Below are 18881 nucleotides of genomic sequence, written 5' to 3'. Positions count from 1 at the left end.
CAAGATTTTAGCTTTGGCTTTTCCCGTTCAAGAAAAAATTCGCTATATTGAACAAAATGACTAATTTAACAAATTTGCGATCTTTTAAGCCGGGAAGGCAGCATTGGCTCCTCTCTTTCCTCCTAGCCGCTTGGGCGCTTCCCCTATCCTATTTCACTCTTTATTATTCCAGAAGCGATTTTTGGCATCTAATCCTATTTTTTGCTCTTAGCATTTTAGCATATTATATTTTTCTTGTATATTCGAGAATTGCGGCAATCGGGGAATCCCTCGGGATTGCTGCAGGAATTTTACTCAGATTATTTTTGGTATTTCTTCCCCCTGTCCTATCGGAGGACGTATATCGTTTTCTATGGGATGGATTTTTAGATATCCATTTTCTATCTCCTTACGCAAGCCTACCGCAGGAATTGAAAGTTTCGTCCTTCTCGTCCGCCGAATCGACGATTGCGACGGAGCTTCTGGAACGGATGAATTCACACCGATTTTATTCGGTATACCCTCCGATACTTCAGATATTCTTTTCCGCTTCCGCCTGGAGCATGAAGGAGTTCCAATCGATATGGGTCGGAATCGTTGTCTGGAAAGGGATACTGTTTTGCTTCGAGCTAGGAGCGCTCCGCCTTTTTCTTACCTTTCGAACGGAGGGGGAAAATACGAATTTTCTAAAATACTGGCTTCACCCTTTGGTCGTATTGGAAGGCGCTGGCAGCGGTCATCCGGAGCCTATACTGATATTCTTCCTGCTTCTTGCCATATTAGCCTGGAAACGAAATAGAAGGATCGAAGCCGGGCTAGCGTACATCGCGGCGGTACTTGTCAAAGTGATTCCCTTACTTTCGTTACCGTTCATTCTCCTCCGAATCTGGAAAGGTAGGAGGCAATATTCAGGACGAATCATTTCCGTAGTAATCTTAGTGATTCCTGTTTTACTTATATACGCCTGGGGAATGCATTCGATAAATCTTGCGGAAACGATCGAAAAACAATGGAAGAACGGAATCGGAGTATATTTTAAGCTCTTCGAATATCATGGAGGCTTATATTATCTTTGGAAATATATCTTAAGTTATTCCTGGTATCCGTATTCCGCCGGTCTGCATCTTGCCGCTCTCGGATCGGCTGTACTCCTCGCATATTCCTTTCTGCAATCGAGACAGATTCCCGACGTGGAATTTGTCGCAAAGACTTGGGTTTCCCTACTCGGAATTTACTATCTGTTTTCCAGTACCATTCATCCATGGTACATTCTTCCTTTGCTAGCCGGTACCGTCTTCACGAAGCAAATTTGGCCCCAGGTCGCCTCCGCAGTTTGGATTCTGTCCTATTCGACCTATAGACGAACTCCGTATGCCGACGACCCTATTTTTATGATTTTAGAATATGCTCCGGTCCTGATCGTATTCTTTTGGGAAAAAAGGAAACTCATTGACCTTAAAAAGGATAAGATATAAATACAAATTCGTTCCGCAGCTAAAAGGAAATATGATCGATGGCACCCAAAATTTTCGATACCTTCTCGGATACTCTAGAATCGGAAATCCTCCAGAGTGAAAGAATCAGAAGTAAAATCTTATTACTGGTTTTTCTTACGACGATGACGATCTGGATATTCCTTGCGATTTTCGTTCGGGAAAAATTCAACGAGAGTATCGGCCTGTCCTTCCCGTTCGAGGTCGTGATCGGGATTCTTTTTTTCGGAAATATTTACGAGTTCGTAATATTAAAGCTGTTGAATTACTGGGCAAAGCGCGGTAAACTCCTCCCGCTCTTTCCCCGCTTCGGAAACGCATTCGTTGAAACTTCTCTTCCGGCGGCGATCCTACTCATATTAGTGAACGGTTCCGAATCGCCGATCATAGTCCTGAATTCTCCTCTTTCCAATCTGTTTTTCACGTTTATCCTTCTCTCGGTCCTCCGAATGGAATTCGGATTATCGTTGTTTACCGGGCTCGTCGCAGGCATAGAATTTCTCGTTATAGGCTGGACTTACAATCCGACTGCACCGTTTGAAAACGATTTCGATTACGCTTTCTTCTATTCTAAAATTCCGATCATAATGCGCTCCGTAATCTTCATCGTATCCGGAATTATAGCTGGCCTGGTCGGTATCAGACTACGAAATACATTACGGAATTCTTATAAACTATTGGAAGAAAGAAATCAGATCGTAGGAATGTTCGGACAATATGTTTCGCCGTCGGTCGTAGATCGACTGATGAGCCAAAAAGCGGAGGGGATCTCCGAAAGTCGCGAAGTCTGCGTAATGTTTTTGGATATCAGAAACTTTACGAAATTTTCCGAGAAAAAAAGTCCCACGGAAGTGATTACTTATTTAAATACCCTTTTCGAGGATATGATCGATATCGTGAACAAGAATAATGGAATCATTAATAAGTTTTTGGGAGACGGGTTCATGGCCGTTTTTGGAGCTCCCTTATCCGACCCGGGCAAAGATGTTCAAAACGCGGTTAAAGCCGCCTTGGAAATTATCGAAAAGGTAGCCGAGTTGAATCAAGCGCAAAGAATTCCGGAAACAAAAATCGGAATCGGTTTGCATTCCGGAGAAGCGATGACCGGAAACGTCGGCTCTTCCCAACGCAAAGAATACACGATAATCGGAGATACGGTGAATCTCGCCTCCCGGGTCGAACAACTGAACAAAGATTATGGAACCGAACTTCTCGTAACGGATTCGGTGTACGAGCAAATAAAACATTATATGCAGGCGGAAAGTTTACCGCCCGTAAAAGTAAAGGGACGGGACAAAGAGGTGCTGATTTATCGTCTAACGTGATTCGTATCGAAAAAGTCCGCTCTTCCGTTTTTAAGAATGATCGCAAGTCGGCTAACAAGCGCTAAATCTAGAGTTCCCCATGCAAACTCCTAAAATACATTACGATACGTTTTTAGCGGAAAAATACTCCTGGATGCTGGGAGATCTCGAACAAAAAGAAGGGGAAGAAGAGGAACGCCTTCGCAATTGGGGGATATCCCCCAAAAACAACGGACTAGCGTGGGATCTAGGCGCCGGAAACGGGATTCAATCCTTCCCTCTTTCCAAACTCGGATTCAGCGTACTTGCGATCGATTTTAGTTCGGATCTACTTTTACAGTTGGAACAGAGAAATCAAGGATTCTCCGTAAAAACGAAACTTGTCGACTTTACGAGTCCAAGCCTGTATATCGGCGAGAGTCCGGAACTCCTACTTTGCATGGGAGACACTCTGACTCATCTCGAATCCTTGGAGCAGATGCAAACGGTTATTTCTCTTTGGTCTTATTTTTTAAAATCGGGCGCGCGGATTATCCTAGGTTATAGGGATCTTAGTAACGGAAAACCGGGGGAAAAGACGGGTTTCCCCGTTCGTGCCGAAAAAGACCGAATTTTTTCCTGCGTGCTTTCATTCGAGGAAAAGAAAGTGCTGGTGACCGATCTTTTTCATCGGTGGGACGGACAGCGATGGGATTTCAGTCATAGTTCTTATTATAAATTGATCCTACCCCTGGATCATTTATTGCGAATGTTGATTCGGTCGGGATTTTCTCTCCAAAAACAATCCGAGGAAAAAGGGATGAAGATTCTTCTCTTACTCAAAAACTAATGAACCGTTCATCCGCTCCCGAGTTCTTTTTACGAAAAACCTATCGACAGTGATTCTCAAAATTTGAAGCTGTTCGTATTCTTTCCCGGAACCGATTATGATCGAAAAATTAATACGATTTTCCATCAAGAACCGAATTCTAATTCTAGTTTTAACCGGAATTGTCACGGCAATCGGCTTATTTAATGCGTACCAACTCTCGATAGACGCTATTCCGGATATCACCAACGTGCAAGTTTCGGTGGTAACTCAATCTCCGGGCTTATCGCCCATAGAAGTAGAGCAGTTCATCACGTATCCGATTGAAATGGAACTGACAGGAGTCCCGAACGTAACGGAAATCCGTTCCATTTCTCGCACAGGAGTCAGCAGCGTTACCGCAATCTTTAAAGATGGAACGGATATTTATCTAGCGAGACAACTCATTAATGAACGACTTCGGGCAGTGGAAAGCGTTATCCCGAAAGGATACGGATCTCCCGAACTCTCTCCGATCGCGACGGGACTAGGAGACATTTACGAGTTCGTTTTAACAAGCGATCGTCATACTCCCGAAGAACTCAGAACCTATATGGATTGGGAACTCGCGCGGGAAATTAAATCCGTCGAAGGGATTATCGACGTAAATATCATCGGGGGGAATGCGAAGCAGTACCAAATCAAAATCGATCCTCATAGACTCGCAGTCCATAATATCACGCTCTCTCAGCTTTGCGAGAAATTGGAATCCGCTAATCAGAATACCGGAGGCGGGTATATATCCAAAGGAGCGGAGCAGATCGTTATCAGAGGGGAAAGCCAGTTTAAAACCGTGGAGGAGATTCGTAATGTCGCGGTAAAAACCGAGAGAGATGGAGTTCCACTCTTACTAGGTCAAATCGCGGAGGTGGAAACCGGACGAGCCCTGCGCTTCGGGTTGATTACAAAGGACGGTAAAGGAGAGGTTGTCGGAGCGACGGCAATGATGCTCATGGGGCAAAACTCTCTGGAGGTCGTAAAGAGAGTCAAGGAAAGAATCGAGCAATTAAAAACCAGACTTCCTGCCGGGATGCAAATCATAACCTTTTATGATCGATCCGAATTTATCGGCAGAACCCTCGGAACGATTTTCACAAACCTAGCCGAAGCAGGAATCTTAGTTATTTTCATATTGATTCTAGCAATGGGAACCGTTAAAGGCGCGTTACTAGTCAGCCTAGCCATACCGATTCCGATGCTAGTGGCTACTATCTTTATGAGAATGTTCGGAATTGTAGGAAACTTGATGTCCTTGGGAGCCTTGGATTTCGGCCTTCTCGTGGACGGTGCCATCGTCATGCTCGAATCTATACTCCACGGATTCATTTTCCGAAAAGCGTTTTACGAATTACAAAACACTCAGGAAGATCAGGATCTTGCCGCCGAGCAAATTATAACCGAAGCCTGCGTAAGAGTAGCGAGAGCCGCCACGTTTTCGGTGGCCATCATCCTGCTCGTATATCTCCCTCTGATGACTTTGGAAGGTGTGGAGGGAAGAATGTTTCAACCGATGGCGATGACCGTCGCGATTTCCTTAGCGGTGGCTCTCGTATTCACCCTAACCACGTTTCCGGCCGCGGCCAGCATTATCTTTCGGGAACCGGTGTTTCATCACAGCAAATACTGGGATAAAATCACCGGCAAATATCTCGAACTTTTGGATTTCGGAATGAAAAACAAAAGTTTATTTCTTCGTGCAGGCGTGGGAATATTCGCCCTTTCCTTACTTTTAGGTTCGACCCTCGGCTCGGAATTCTTACCCAGAATCGACGAAGGTGAATTCGCAATCGATATTAAACGACTTCCTTCCACATCGTTGAACTACTCCAGGGAAACGAACACGGAACTGGAGAAAGTGATCGGAAAGTTTCCGGAAGTAGTAAGCGTAGTCTCGAGAATGGGAAGAGGAGAATCCGCCGCCGAACCTGTCGGAACGGAAGAAGGGGAAGCGATGGTAAAACTTCGTCCCGTTAAGGAATGGACCGACGCTTCTTCTCGCGAAGAGTTGATGGATAAAATGAAAGACGCGATCCTAGACTCCGTTCCGTCCACTACGATCGCACTTTCCCAGCCGATCGAAAATAGGGTAAATGCCTTGTTGTCCGGATCCAAAGCGGACGTCGTCGTTAAAATCTACGGCGACGATTTGCAGGTGCTAAAAGATACTGCGGCCAAATTCGCCGAGAAAATTAAAAAAGTTCCGGGTGCGGCGGATCTCCGAGTTCAACGGGTTTTAGGACTTCCGTTAATCGAAATCAAGGCGGATCGGCAAAAAATGGCGAGGTATGGGGTCGAAGCGGAGGAAATCCTGACGACCGTGGAAGCCTTGAGAATAGGGCGAACGGCCGGAAAGGTTTTTGAAGGCTTTAAACGCTTTGACCTAGTCGTCCGTCTCCAACTCGACGTATCCGATTTAAGCGAGGTGGAAAATATCCCCGTCATGACTTCCGGAGGAATAACGATCCCGCTCGGACAAGTAGCGACCATACAATTCGAAGAAGGACCTGCAGCCATTTATAGAGAAGCGTTGAAACGTCGGATCATGGTAGAAGCTAACGTTCGCGGAAGGGATCTAGTAGGTTTCGTAAACGAAGCCCAAAAAGCTACGGCGGAACTCGAGCAGACTTTACCGGACGGCTATAGAACGGATTGGGGAGGACAATTTGAAAATTTTACTCGAGCCAAAAATCGACTTTTATTCGTCGTTCCGATAGCGCTCGCAATTATTTTTTTCATGCTCATGGCAGCCTTCGGCAACGTCTACTATGCGTTAGGTGTCTTTATCGTAGTGCCTTTGGCGATTTCCGGGGGAATTATCGGCCTGGTGGTACGAGGACTCCCCTTTAGTATTCCTGCGGGTGTCGGTTTTATAGCTGTGAGCGGTATCGCAGTATTGAATGGAGTCGTTTATGCCTCGACGTTACGCGAAGAATTGGCTAAGGGATTACGGATTGGAGTCGCCGTAATCACCGCCGGGGTCAACTCTCTCAGACCCGTAATGACTACGGAAATAATCGCTGCCGTCGGTTTTCTCCCGATGGCCATGTCGACTATGGCCGGAGCCGAAGTCCAAAGGCCTTTAGCGACCGTAGTAATTTTCGGAATCATCGTCGCTACCGTACTTTCTCGCGTGTTGCTTCCGATCGTAATGGAATATTTGTTAAACGTTTATCAACACCGGGAAGAACGGAAGGCCCTGGATAAAAAAAGATTGGAAGCGGAGTTTCAAAAGACTCATCATAAAAACCACGTTTCGATTCCGATCGAACCCCACTCTTGGGAAAATCATTCCGAAATAGATAACTCCGATGAGGAAGAACAGCCACCCAAAAAGACAAAGAAATCTTCTAAAACGAAGAATAATTAAGCAATAAATCTGCAAAATTGACAGCAAGTAGTTCGAATCACTAAAGATCGAGTTTCCGATTCCTCCGGTTTTCAGACGTTAAAGCGACATAAGAAGAAGATTATGTCGGAAAATCCTTTCCCCAAATGAATGATTTTCCATCCTAGCGTTTCCGGGAAATCCTCCCTATCGAATGCTATGCAAAGTCAAAAACCGATTATTCAACTTTTAGATTCCACCAAAGAACCGTTTAACCTGGCGATCGCATCGGCAAGGACCTGCTATTCCTCCAAAGGGATTCTGCTTCCGGAAGACATGGTAAGCTCCGAAAAATCCTTGGAAATCCGGGATAAGGTGGCAAAGTCCACGAAGAAGGCGGGGCACCTCACAACTCGTCAACATCCGCATTTTATTTTCACTCTAGATAAAGTCTCGCGTCAATTCGTATGGTCTTTCCTACATTCCCATCCGTACTATAACTCCGAACAAGTCAGCCAGCGATACGTCGAAGTAAAACGGGAAAATTATTATATTCCTCCTAATCTAGAAGGGAAACATTTAGAACTCTATACCGAAGCGATCGAATACGCGTCTGATGCATATTTTGAATTTGTCGAACTTCTACATCCGTTCATTCAGGACGAATATTTCCTAGTTTACAAAGCCAGGGCCGGCTATCCCGAAAAATGGCAGGCCGCAATAAAGAAAAAATGTTTAGAGGTAGCTAGATATCTATTGCCTCTCGGGACGTTTACTTATCTTTATCATTCTGTAAACGGGCTCACACTCCACCGATATTACCGTTTAATGAATTCGTTTAACGTTCCTGAGGAACAAAAATTCGTCGTGGAAGCGATGATAGAAAAGGTGCGGGAAGCGGATCCGCTCTACGTCGAGGAAATGGATGACCCGATCCCTCTGGAAGAAACTTCGGAATATCGTTTTTTTACGGAATTCTACCGAGACGGCGCTCAGGAATATAGACCCGCCGAAGCGCAAAATTTCGTGAGGGAATTCGACGTAGATCTGGATACACGTTATTCGCGCTTGGTATCGCACGCATCGAATGGTCCGGAAATTCTGGCTTCCTCCGTTCGATCGGCTCTCGGAGTCGCAAGAACAGCGCTTAACGACGAAGAGGCGATTCGTTTGGTATTGGATCCGAGTAAAAATCGACATCTAACTTCCACTCTGAACGAAACGACGATGAGTTCGCTTTCTAGAGCGATGTTTAACGTTCATTATACTTTCAAAAAAAGAATTTCTCATACTGCGGACAGCCAAGACCAAAGACATAGGATGGTTCCGGGTTCTCGCCCGGTTTTGATGTCGCAGTATGCGGGAATGCCGGATTATATTCTTCCTAAAGTCGTCTTAAAGTATTCTCAGCTGGAAGAAACGTATCGAACCAGGATGGACGGTATTTTCAAAAATCTAAATCGCTTTTTGGAGGTCGGCGGAAGACCGGAATATGCGACCTACCTATTTCCGAACGCATTCCCGGTCCGTTTTTACGAGAGCGGGGACCTTTTAAATTTGCATCATAAATGGAGAGCCCGAACCTGCTATAATGCCCAAGAAGAGATTTTCCAGGCATCCATCAATGAGCTCACCGACATCGGGCAAGTTCATCCCCAAATCGTAAAATGGATTAAAGCCCCCTGCTGGATCAGACTTCAAGGCGACGTGAAACCGTATTGCCCGGAAGGCGACCATTATTGCGGCACTCAGGTTTGGAAAAAGGAATTAAGCGAGTACGATAGAACTCTGTGATACGGAGGACAGAGGACTGAGGACAGATGCGTTCGCTTTCAGAAGACAGAGGTCAGAAGACAGACGCGCTCGCTTCGCTCAAGCTAGACAGAAGCTGCTAGACGTTGGGAAGCCAGCTGAGGTAGAGGACCGATCTAATATAACACAAGAATCTTCCTGTAGAACGGGGGAATTTCGTTTATCAATGTTCTGTCCTCAGTCTTCTGCCTTCCGTCCTCTGAATGTCCTCTGTTCGGAAGAAAAAAAGGAAGACTTTCTCGCCATGTCTCCCGTTCCTTGGAGGATAGGTGCTTCTATGAAATCCGTATCCTCTTTACGAACCGAAGAACTCGTAACTTATCGCCGTTTCCTCCATAAACATCCCGAACTGAAATACGACGAAAAAGGTACGTCTGCGTACGTAGCTAAGCATCTTACTTCTCTCGGGTATTCCTTCCAAGATGGAATTGCAACCACCGGAATTGCCTGCTTAATAGATTCGGGCAAACCCGGCAAAACCCTCATCGTCCGAGCCGATATGGATGCTCTACCGATTTTTGAGGAAAATAAGGTCGATTACGCATCCGTCCACAAAGGGGTAATGCACGCTTGCGGTCACGATGCCCATACTTCCGTATTGATGGGACTCGCTTCCGATCTGAAAGAGGATTTGGCCGCTATCGTGCCGAAAGGTAGGGTTTTACTGGTATTCCAACCTGCCGAAGAAGGCGGGCAAGGCGCTGATCGAATGATCGAAGAAGGAATCCTTGAAAAATACGATGTTTCCGCGGCTATCGCTCTACACGTTTGGAATCATATTCCTGTAGGCAAGATTGGAGTGGTCGACGGTCCGATGATGGCCGCCGTAGACGAATTCACCGTGACCATTACCGGAATCAGCGGCCACGGAGCAATGCCCCAGCATACGGTTGACCCGATTCTTGTCGGATCGCATATCGTGACCGCCCTACAAAGTATCGTATCTAGAAATACGGATCCTCTCGATTCCTGCGTCGTAACCGTAGGCGCTTTTCACTCCGGCAATGCATTCAACGTAATCCCGGAAACGGCGGAGCTAAAAGGAACGGTCCGCACTTTCACGAAAGAAATGTTCGATAAAGCGCCCGATTTGTTCCGACGAATCGTGGAAAATATCGTCGGCTCTTTCGGCGCGACAGTCGCCATACGATACGATCGAACGAACGCCCCCACAATCAATCACCCGTACGTTACGTCTATCGTAAGACGGGCGGCCGATACCGTCGTAGGTCAGGGTAATATAACCGAAGAGGGCGCCAAAACCATGGGAGGGGAAGATTTCTCCGCATTTTTAATGCGAGTGCCTGGTTGCTATTTCTTCGTCGGCTCCATGAACCCAAGCAAAGGATTCATCCATCCCCATCATAGTTCCAAATTCGATTTCGATGAATCCGCTCTACCGATCGGACTCTCCGTCTTGAAGGAAGCCGTTCGCCTTTATCTAGAGGAAAACTAGGCAGCTTTCGCAACCGATCCGCCTTTCCGCCGGGGAAACGGTATAATTACTCCGGTTTTTGCTTGGAGTTCCAAGGAAGAACCGGAGACGTTTGCCGGCGATTTCGAAATCGCATCCGTATCTATTTCGAGTAAAGCGGAAATAAAACTACTCAATGACACGTTGTACTGAGTCGCAAACCGCGCCGCTTCCCAATAATCCTTAAATCGAACCTTGATTCGTTTTCTAGGATCAACGGATCCGATTTTACGAAATTTCAATCTGGGTAATGAGCCTTGAAACCTCCTCAATTTATAGGAAGAGAGTAGATACGTTAGATATCCGGCCGGCCCGTCGTATTTCTTGATACCTCCTTTCCAGATAGATTCTAAATCAATTGGGATACGCAGATTGATCCTAATAAACCCGCCCGACGAGATTAAAAAATTCATAAAACGTTCTTCCATATTCTATTCATATCCTCGATAACTAAGGCATTTGCGAATAATAGGGAAAAACCTCAATCGAATTTTTAATAAACGTAATATATAATTATTAAAACTATGCATTAACGCGAGATAGGCGGATAACGCGTAAAATAAAATGACATAATAATAAAGATTTTATTCCCATTTTAACAATTATGAATCTTTAAATATGAGGCTCCGAGTTGTTAGGTATTAGGCGTTAGATGTTTGATGTTTGATGCAATGAATTCTTTAGGCGTTCCAACAGGATCATATAAGCCAGGAAACTCTCCTCTGTAGGAGCTCCAACAGGGTCATGAACCTGGACAGTAGAATTTACCGAGCGAACCTTTTCTTCAATCCTTTACCCCCATCTAACGCCTATACGGTCGAATCGTTCTTAGGAGCTGGGTTACGTTCGTAAGGATTCGATTTCGTCGATTTCTTTCGGAATCATTTCGGTCAGCACGACCGGACTCTTACCGTTTACCAAAACGTCGTCTTCGATTCGGACACCGATACCTCGAAATGCCTCGGGGATAGTTTCATCCGAAGGATCGAAGTACAATCCCGGTTCTACGGTAACGACTAAACCGGTTCGCATGGGTTTACTCGTTCCATTTTCAAAATACCGGCCTACGTCGTGCACGTCCATGCCGAGATAGTGCCCGGTTCTATGCATGTAGAATCTTCTAAATTCTCCCTTCTCGATCAGACCGGAAACATCCCCTTTCAAAAATCCCATGTCTTTCAATCCGGAAGTAAGCGTCAGAATCGTAGACTCGTGAACTGCGTTAAACTCGACTCCTTCCATAGTGTTTGAAATCGCTTCTTTCTGAGCATACAGCACAAGCTCATAGACCGCTTTCTGTTCCGCCGTGAATTTCTTTCCCGAAGGAAAGACCCGAGTAACGTCCGCAGTGTAATAATCTTTCTCCGCGCCGCTATCCACCAGAATGGCCTCGTTCTCGCCGATCCTTGCCCGGTTCGTAGTATAATGTAAGATCGTGGCATTTTTACCGGCAGCAACGATATGGCCGTATCCGCCTCCCCAGGCCCCGTGTTTCAGATATTCGGATTCCAAAATCGCTTCCAGCTCGAATTCGTACATTCCGGGCCTAGTTTCACGCATCAATCTTTGGTGACCGAAGGCGGTGATCCTCGATGATTCCTTCAATTTATCGATTTCTTCGGCGGATTTAATCATTCTCATCTCATGCAGAAAGTTAGGAATCTCCAATCTCTGGGGACCGAATTTTCCTTCCCGTAATCTTTGGTTAAGCGAACTCACCAAATCGAGTAGCCTCGAATCTCTTTCCTTCTCCTTTCCAAAAAAATGATATAGAGTATATTGATTGGTCAAGATCTCTCCGATTTTAGAATCCCAATCCCCTAAATCGTAACTTTCGTCCAGCTCCAGTCTTAGGCCGATTTCTTTCTTACCCAGCCGGATTCCCGTCCAGATTTCCCTCTCTTTATCCTTCGGAAGAGCAAAGTGCGCGGAATAATCTCGGCGCAACACCAGAATGCCGTCCTCTTCCTCGATTCCCGTAAGATAATAATAGTCCGAGTCTTGGCGAAATTTATACTCCACATCCCGATTTCGAATCCGTAAGGTAGCTGCGAATAAGAGCAGTATGTCCCCATCCTTTAAAGTATTTTGAACGGTCCGGATTCTCTTTTTGAAAATGTTATGATCCATAATTTACCTTCCTATTAGACGAAGAGTTTCCTGAACGATTCGATGCGGATCCTGTTCGAGCATGCAACGAAAATGACCTTCCGGACAAACCCTACCTCCGTGGATACCGCAAGGCCGACAAGGTAAACCTTGAATTTCCGAAATGAACGTTTTCGTAGCCAAAGGAGTATATCCGAACTCGGGAACGGTCGCACCGAATACGGCTACAGTAGGCACATCGAATGCGGACGCGAAATGAATCGGGGAAGAATCGTTCGTCACGAGTAAGGCAGCGCCGCTCATTAAATAAGACATTTCCTGCAGAGTCGTTTGCCCCGCCAGATTGATCGCGAATCCGTTTCCCACTTCTTCGCAGAGAGGAATATCACCTTTTCCTCCGGTAAGAACGATCGGGAATCCGGTCTTTTCCTTCAGCAATCTCCCCACTTCGCGAAATTTTTCCGCAGGCATGCGCTTGGTTTCCCAAACGGAAGACGGAGCTATCAGTAGGTATTTCCCCTTTTTCAAATTTTTCTTTTTTAGAATTTCTTGAATTCCCTTTACGGATTCTTCCTTCCAAAAGAGTTCCGGTCTGCGAGAGACGGATTTACGTTCCTCCTCGGAATAAAGTAGGGAAAGAAGTTTATCCACTTCGTGAGGACCTTTAATAGGACGCGATTTTCTTTCCGTTAATAAGAGGGAAAAGCCTGCGGTCTTATAGCCGATTCTGCGAGGAGCTCCCGATCTCCAGGCAATCAGGGAAGATCGAAAGGAAAAATGAGGAGCGATGCAGAGGGTAAATTTACGTTTTCTAATTTCCGAAGTGAAATTCCAAAAACCGAACATAGAAGATTTTATGACTTTTTTGTCCAAGGGAATGATCTCGTCGATCCAAGGATTCGCTTCCAACACGGATTCCGTTCCTTTGTTTACGATTACCGTTAACTTCGATCCCGGATACTTCCTCTTTACTTCCCGAAACAAAGGAGTGGTCAGAATCAGATCGCCCAAGAAAGCCGTTTGTATTAAAAGAATATTCTCCGCCATTTCTTCCTTCTTAACGGTAAGCTTCTTCGCGAAAAACCGGGAAACAGATCCTTCTATCCGATTTTCGCAAAAGTTAATTCTCCAACTTCAGGATTGTCGCGAAATTATTTATTCCCAATCCGCCTATGGAAAGCGCCAATCCTATCGGATGTCCCGATTCTTTCATAAAAGAAAATAATTCGGCGATTTGTGCCAGGCCGGAAACTCCTACCGGGTGGCCTCTCGTCTTTAATCCACCGGAAGGATTGATCGGAAGCTTTCCTCTCTTGTCGCTAATTCCTTTCTCCACAAACTTCAATGCCTTTCCTCTGGGAAATAAACCTGCATCCTCGGCTCCGATCAATTCGAACGGCGTGAATGCGTCATGAAGTTCCGCTACTCGGACATCGGACGGGGTTATGCCCGCCTCCTTGTAGGCCTGCCCGAACGCCTCGACGGAAGACGGAAAGCTCAAGCCTCCCGGAGTTCCGTTTACATGCCCGAGACCATGCCCGGTTCCTAGAACGGAGATTTTCGATTTGTCCGCCCCAATCCGATTCGAATCGGATTCCAATAGTATTGCGCAAGATCCGTCCGACAACGGGGAAATATCGTATAGGCAAAGAGGACTGGAAAAAATCGGAGACGCAAAATATTCCTCCTCGGTTAATTTTTTTTTAATATGTGCGATCGGATTTTCAAGGCCGTTATCATGCAGTTTCTTTGAAAGTAAAAAGAGGTCCTTCCTGGAATATCCGTATTCATGGAGGTAGCGAGTCGTGGTCATCGCGCCTCCTTGAGCCATGGACATCGCGAATTTTCTTTGGGTTTCCGATAAAACGGAGCCGAGTAAAAGATTATTTTCTTCCCGAGGCAATCGACTCATCACCTCCGTGGCGATAATGATCCCTCTACGGAATCGGCCGGAAAGAATCAAGTACCGACCTAAATGAATGGCCGAGGCTCCGCTAGAAGAGGCAGTCTCGGTCCTGATCGCGTAAAGACTCGGAAGTCCCAGATCTTCTTTGATTTTTGCCGGTAAAAAAATTTCTCCCGTGTACTTCTCCGGGGCCATTGCGGAAAAGATTAAAAATTCCGGTCGAAATTCCGGGTTCCGCTTTAGTAAGTGATTCGCAGTCTCATAGGAAAGCGATTGGTAATCGGAGTCCGTCTTACCGAACTTACTCAGCTGGGCATCCAGAAGATAGGCCTGAGGCATATCCTACACAGGATTCGAACCCGAATCCCGCGCAAAGTCAAAAACAAGCGAGTCCCTTTCAGTCCTGATTCGGAATAGGGCTTTCCAAAATAGCGCCGGATCGTTTATAGTGATAAATTGGAGGCGAGACAACGTGAAAGGAAACCAAGAAGTCCTCGAAATCCTAGCGGAAGTACTCTCCGCCGAACTCACCGCGATCAACCAGTATTTCATTCACGCAAAAATGAATAAGAATTGGGGCTACGACAAGCTAGCTGATTACATGAAAAAGGAATCCATCGAAGAAATGCACCACGCCGATCAGGTCATCGAGCGTATTCTCTATTTGGACGGTGTTCCGGATCTACAAAGATATTTGAAAATCAATGTGGGTAAAGACACGGAAAACATCCTTAAGAACGACCTAGACGTAGAATATTCAGCCGTAGAGCGTCTGAACCGGGGCATAGAAATTTCCACCCGCAATAAAGACAACGGTACTCGCGAATTGCTCGAGAAGATCCTCGTATCCGAGGAGGAGCATATCGACTGGCTCGAGGCCCAGCTCGAAATCATCAAAACCATCGGGGTTCAGAATTACTTAGCCCAACAACTCTCCTAAACATTGTTTCCAAAAAAATCCGCGAATAAAAAAGGCCCCTCCTCACGTCAGACAGGCAGGGGCGCAGGATCCTCAGATCCTTCCAAAAGCAAGCCGTTCCGCTCCGGCAGTAAACCCCGTCCAGATAAAGACGGTGAATCCAAACCCTTCCGTTCCAGGGAAAGTAAACCTGATGCGGAAAGAAAACCCTACCGAGCCAAAGAAAGCGGAAGCTCGGATGGAGAACGTAAACCGTATCGTTCTAGTGCCGGTGGATCCCAGAATCGGGATAGAAAGCCATTTCGCTCTTCGGACGGAAATTCTTCCTCGCCAAGGGGAGAAAGAAGGCCCCCGCGTTCCAGAGATGGAGAAGATCGTAAACCATACCGCTCTTCAGAAGGTGGCGACCGCAAACCCTATCGCTCCCGCGAAGGTAACGGAAACCGAGAAGGCGGCGACCGTAAACCATTCCGTTCTTCAGAAGGCGGAGATCGTAAACCGTTCCGTTCTTCAGAAGGCGGAGATCGCAAGCCATTTCGCTCCCGCGAAGGAAGCGGAAACCGAGAAGGCGGAGATCGTAAACCATTCGGATCTCGGGAAGGCGGCGAACGTAAACCATTCCGTTCTTCAGAAGGCGGAGATCGCAAGCCATTTCGTTCTTCAGAAAGTGGAGATCGCAAACCCTATCGCTCCCGCGAAGGAAGCGGAAACCGAGAAGACGGAAATCGAAAACCATTCGGATCTCGGGAAGGCGGCGACCGTAAACCATTCCGTTCTTCAGAGGGTGGTGACCGTAAACCCTATCGCTCCCGCGAAGGAAGCGGAAACCGAGAAGGCGGAGATCGTAAACCATTCGGATCTCGGGAAGGCGGCGATCGTAAACCGTTCCGTTCTTCAGAGGGTGGTGACCGTAAACCCTATCGCTCTCGCGAAGGAAGCGGAAACCGAGAAGACGGAAATCGAAAACCATTCGGATCTCGGGAAGGTGGCGATCGCAAGCCATTTCGTTCTTCAGAAAGTGGAGATCGCAAGCCGTATCGCTCTCGCGAAGGCGGAGATCGAAAACCATTCGGCTCTCGGGAAGGCGGCGACCGAAAACCGTTCCGTTCTTCAGAAGGCGGAGATCGTAAGCCATTTCGTTCTTCAGAAAGTGGAGATCGAAAACCATTCGGATCTCGCGAAAGTGGCGAACGTAAACCGTATCGCTCTCGTGAAGGCGGCGATCGTTCCCCTCGTCAAGGGGGACGGAAACCATTCGGATCTCGTCCTCAAAATGATTCGGATTCTTACGGAAACGAGCGGGCTTTTCCCTCCGAAGAGAACGAACATTACGAAGACGTTCGTTCCGGTTGGAACTCCAGCAAATTATCGTTAAGCGAATTTGATAGACCGGAGAGCTTGACATTTCACGCATCTTGCGGAGACGGACTTTCGTTCCTTTTAAAAGAAGAAGTCGAGGAAGCCGGCTTGGAAGTTTTATCGGAAAATCGCGGAGGTGTTTTCTTCAAAGGACCGGCCAAGAAAGTAAGGGATTTTTGCTTAAGTTCCGGAATCGCGTCCGGTATCAGCTTCGAACTTTCCTCGTGGGGAGATATTCAGGAACCGGACGATCTTTACGAAGTCGCCGCGATGTATCCGTTCGAGAAATTACTTTCACCGGGAACTCGCTTCAGAATCGACGCCAGCACGAAGGATACCCTACCCGATTCACGTTATGCCACCTATCGATTAAAGGACGCTATTTTTGACCGGTTTAGAGCAAAAGGCTTGGACTTACCCGAGGCGGATCGCGACGAACCTGAAGTCCTGTTTTATCTACGTTCCAGAATGGATCAGGCGAAATTGTTTTTAGCACTTCACGCGCAACCTCTTCAACGAAGGGGCCACGAAAGACAAGGAGGAGAGGCTCCGATCAGGGAGACTTTGGCGCAAGCTCTTCTCCGCTTTTCGGGTTGGAAAGTCGATGAACCGTTATACGATCCGTTTTGCGGATCAGGAACGTTATTAATCGAAGCGGCTCTGAGAGTTCGTAACGGAGGTTGGGTGAATTACCGAAGCCTCTCTCGATCTTCCATTTTTTCCCGACTATTCGGCTCCTTTAAACCGAGCGAACGACCTTCGAAAGAAGCCGGTCCGATTTTATTCGGATCAGATGTGTCCGACGATGCGATCGAACTCGCTAAGGAAAACGCCAAGGAAGCCGGTGTCTCCGACTTAATCCGTTGGGACGTATTCCCCGCACAATCCCCTCCGGAAGATTTCCCGTTCAAAAACGGAAAGATCATAACGAATCCTCCTTATGGCGTAAGGATCGGTGATAAAGAAACCGTCGCCGAGCTATACGCGGAATGGGGAACGACACTGAAGGAAAAATTTAAGGAAACCGACGTAGCCCTCGTCGCCGGGGATCCTTCCCTACTAGGCAATCTGAAACTCAAAGCTTCGAGAGAACAATCGGTTACGATCGCTAAGTTAAAGGGAAAATTGGTTGCCTATCGCATCGACTAAGGAGAATCCCAGGAGAGATGAACCACCAGGAAATCCTCCTTAAACTTCTGGAAGTTACCGAAAACTCCAAGGATAGCTTTCAGTTCCTGAAACTTTTCCGTTCTTTGGAACCGGAGAAGTTTGCCGTAATTCATGCCGATTCCGAAGCATTGACGGAATCGGCGGAAGCGCTTTTATACAATTTAAAGCTACTTCAAAAGTTGGAACTCTTCCCGGTAGTCGTTTTGGAGAAGGACGGAGTTTCCTATGCGAATCTCTTTTATCGATCCCCTAGTCTTCCAAAGACAACGTTAGACGAATTTAAGGACGGAACTTTCGAAACTAGTTTGCCCGGTTCTCATACTCTTCCGGCTAAGTGGTTTCGTAACCCGAGCAATGCTCTCGAATCCGTTCACTCTTCCCTAAAGGAAAGAAAAATTCCGGTTTTCGTTACGGATCTCGGTGGACCGGACGTGTTTCCATACTTAGCAAATCTCTGCAGAGAGCTAAAAACGAAAAAGCTGATTCTATTGAAAACCCATGACGGACTGTATTCGCCCGGAGGGAAAAAAATCTCGATCTTGGATTTTGATTCGAAGGACGAGATTGCGGAGGAGCATCGACATCTTTTGTCGGAAGCCAATCGGGTTTTTTCGTTCGTAAACGATACCAATTTTCATATTGCGGTAACATCTGCGCCGAGTCTTTTAAAAGAACTTTTCACCATTAAAGGAAGCGGAACTTTAATCCGAAAAAAAAATCGGATCGAATTCCACGAAACACTCTCTACTCTGGATCCGCGAAGGCTGAACGGTCTCGTGGAGGAGGCCTTTGGCCGGAGTTTAAAGGAAGGATTTTGGAATAAGAATTTTGCGGGGATTCTTTTGGAATCCGCATACAAAGGTTGCGCGATCCTGCAGAATACTCCTTGGGGAACATTCCTATCTAAATTCGCGGTAAACGAAATCGCAAGAGGAGAAGGAGTCGGTAGGGATATCTGGGACGCTATGCTTTCCAAGTATCCCAAAATTTTCTGGAGAGCCAGATCGGAAAATACGATCTCGAAGTGGTATACAAAGGAATGCAACGGGATGCAAAAAGAAGGAGTTTGGATTTATTTTTGGATCGGCTTGGAGGATAAAGCAATTCCGGAAGTCTGTTCCTTCTTACGCAATCTGCCGGTCGACCTCGAATCGAAGGAGAAATCGGAATCATTTCCTTAATTA

Annotated in this window: 14 protein-coding genes; 10 read left to right on the top strand and 4 right to left on the bottom strand. The window is 46.6% G+C overall.

All coding sequences use genetic code 11. The features are described 5' to 3' along the window. The first annotated feature begins 56 nt into the window (after positions 1-56). From LEP1GSC047_RS07050 to LEP1GSC047_RS07025, 6 genes are all read left to right on the top strand, one after another. Complete coding sequence (locus tag LEP1GSC047_RS07050; protein WP_010411213.1) at positions 57-1454, top strand: MptA/MptB family glycosyltransferase; 1398 nt, start codon at positions 57-59, stop codon at positions 1452-1454. A gap of 38 nt (positions 1455-1492) precedes the next feature. Continuing rightward, positions 1493-2797 (top strand): adenylate/guanylate cyclase domain-containing protein, encoded by a 1305-nt coding sequence (locus LEP1GSC047_RS07045; protein WP_010411216.1) that lies wholly within the window; start codon positions 1493-1495, stop codon positions 2795-2797. Between the two features lie 79 nt (positions 2798-2876). Beyond that, entirely contained in the window at positions 2877-3605 is a 729-nt protein-coding gene (locus LEP1GSC047_RS07040; RefSeq protein WP_020988351.1) for a class I SAM-dependent methyltransferase, read from the top strand. 97 nt (positions 3606-3702) lie between these two features. Next, positions 3703-6990, top strand: a complete 3288-nt coding sequence (locus LEP1GSC047_RS07035; RefSeq protein ID WP_010411219.1) for an efflux RND transporter permease subunit — start codon at positions 3703-3705, stop codon at positions 6988-6990. Between the two features lie 177 nt (positions 6991-7167). Beyond that, the gene (locus LEP1GSC047_RS07030; protein ID WP_039934394.1) at positions 7168-8742 is read left to right on the top strand and encodes an FAD-dependent thymidylate synthase; all 1575 of its coding nucleotides are present in this window, start codon (positions 7168-7170) and stop codon (positions 8740-8742) included. Positions 8743-9037: 295 nt separating this feature from the next. Then, the gene (locus LEP1GSC047_RS07025; protein WP_039934392.1) at positions 9038-10216 is read left to right on the top strand and encodes a M20 metallopeptidase family protein; all 1179 of its coding nucleotides are present in this window, start codon (positions 9038-9040) and stop codon (positions 10214-10216) included. Here LEP1GSC047_RS07025 and LEP1GSC047_RS07020 read toward each other — a convergent pair. The 4 genes from LEP1GSC047_RS07020 to LEP1GSC047_RS07005 all read right to left on the bottom strand — a co-directional run bounded on the left by LEP1GSC047_RS07020 (position 10213) and on the right by LEP1GSC047_RS07005 (position 14588). Next, positions 10213-10647, bottom strand: a complete 435-nt coding sequence (locus tag LEP1GSC047_RS07020) for a hypothetical protein (protein WP_238325529.1) — start codon at positions 10645-10647, stop codon at positions 10213-10215. The genes LEP1GSC047_RS07025 and LEP1GSC047_RS07020 overlap by 4 nt on opposite strands. A gap of 427 nt (positions 10648-11074) precedes the next feature. Next, positions 11075-12364, bottom strand: a complete 1290-nt coding sequence (locus LEP1GSC047_RS07015) for an aminopeptidase P N-terminal domain-containing protein (protein WP_010411231.1) — start codon at positions 12362-12364, stop codon at positions 11075-11077. A gap of 3 nt (positions 12365-12367) precedes the next feature. Further along, positions 12368-13390 carry a lipopolysaccharide heptosyltransferase II gene (waaF, locus tag LEP1GSC047_RS07010; RefSeq protein WP_010411234.1) on the bottom strand — a complete coding sequence of 341 codons (1023 nt, stop codon included), beginning with the start codon at positions 13388-13390 and terminating at the stop codon, positions 12368-12370. A 73-nt stretch (positions 13391-13463) separates the two neighbouring features. Further along, a complete protein-coding gene (locus LEP1GSC047_RS07005) occupies positions 13464-14588 on the bottom strand; it encodes a thiolase family protein (protein WP_020988244.1) in 1125 nt (374 codons plus the stop codon). A 133-nt stretch (positions 14589-14721) separates the two neighbouring features. Here LEP1GSC047_RS07005 and bfr point away from each other — a divergent pair, with 133 nt between their 5' ends. The 4 genes from bfr to LEP1GSC047_RS06985 all read left to right on the top strand — a co-directional run bounded on the left by bfr (position 14722) and on the right by LEP1GSC047_RS06985 (position 18878). Continuing rightward, a complete protein-coding gene (gene bfr, locus LEP1GSC047_RS07000; RefSeq protein WP_010411238.1) occupies positions 14722-15189 on the top strand; it encodes a bacterioferritin in 468 nt (155 codons plus the stop codon). 172 nt (positions 15190-15361) lie between these two features. Next, complete coding sequence (locus tag LEP1GSC047_RS06995; protein WP_010411242.1) at positions 15362-16543, top strand: hypothetical protein; 1182 nt, start codon at positions 15362-15364, stop codon at positions 16541-16543. A 23-nt stretch (positions 16544-16566) separates the two neighbouring features. Further along, a complete protein-coding gene (locus LEP1GSC047_RS06990) occupies positions 16567-17676 on the top strand; it encodes a THUMP domain-containing class I SAM-dependent RNA methyltransferase (protein ID WP_010411245.1) in 1110 nt (369 codons plus the stop codon). Between the two features lie 17 nt (positions 17677-17693). Beyond that, positions 17694-18878: a hypothetical protein gene (locus LEP1GSC047_RS06985; protein WP_010411246.1), complete on the top strand. Its 1185-nt coding sequence runs from the start codon at positions 17694-17696 to the stop codon at positions 18876-18878. Positions 18879-18881: the final 3 nt, after the last annotated feature.

The organism is Leptospira inadai serovar Lyme str. 10 (assembly GCF_000243675.2).
GTDB lineage: Bacteria > Spirochaetota > Leptospiria > Leptospirales > Leptospiraceae > Leptospira_B > Leptospira_B inadai.
Note: the sequence above shows the minus strand (reverse complement) of the source record. Positions and strands in the feature narration are given on the sequence as shown.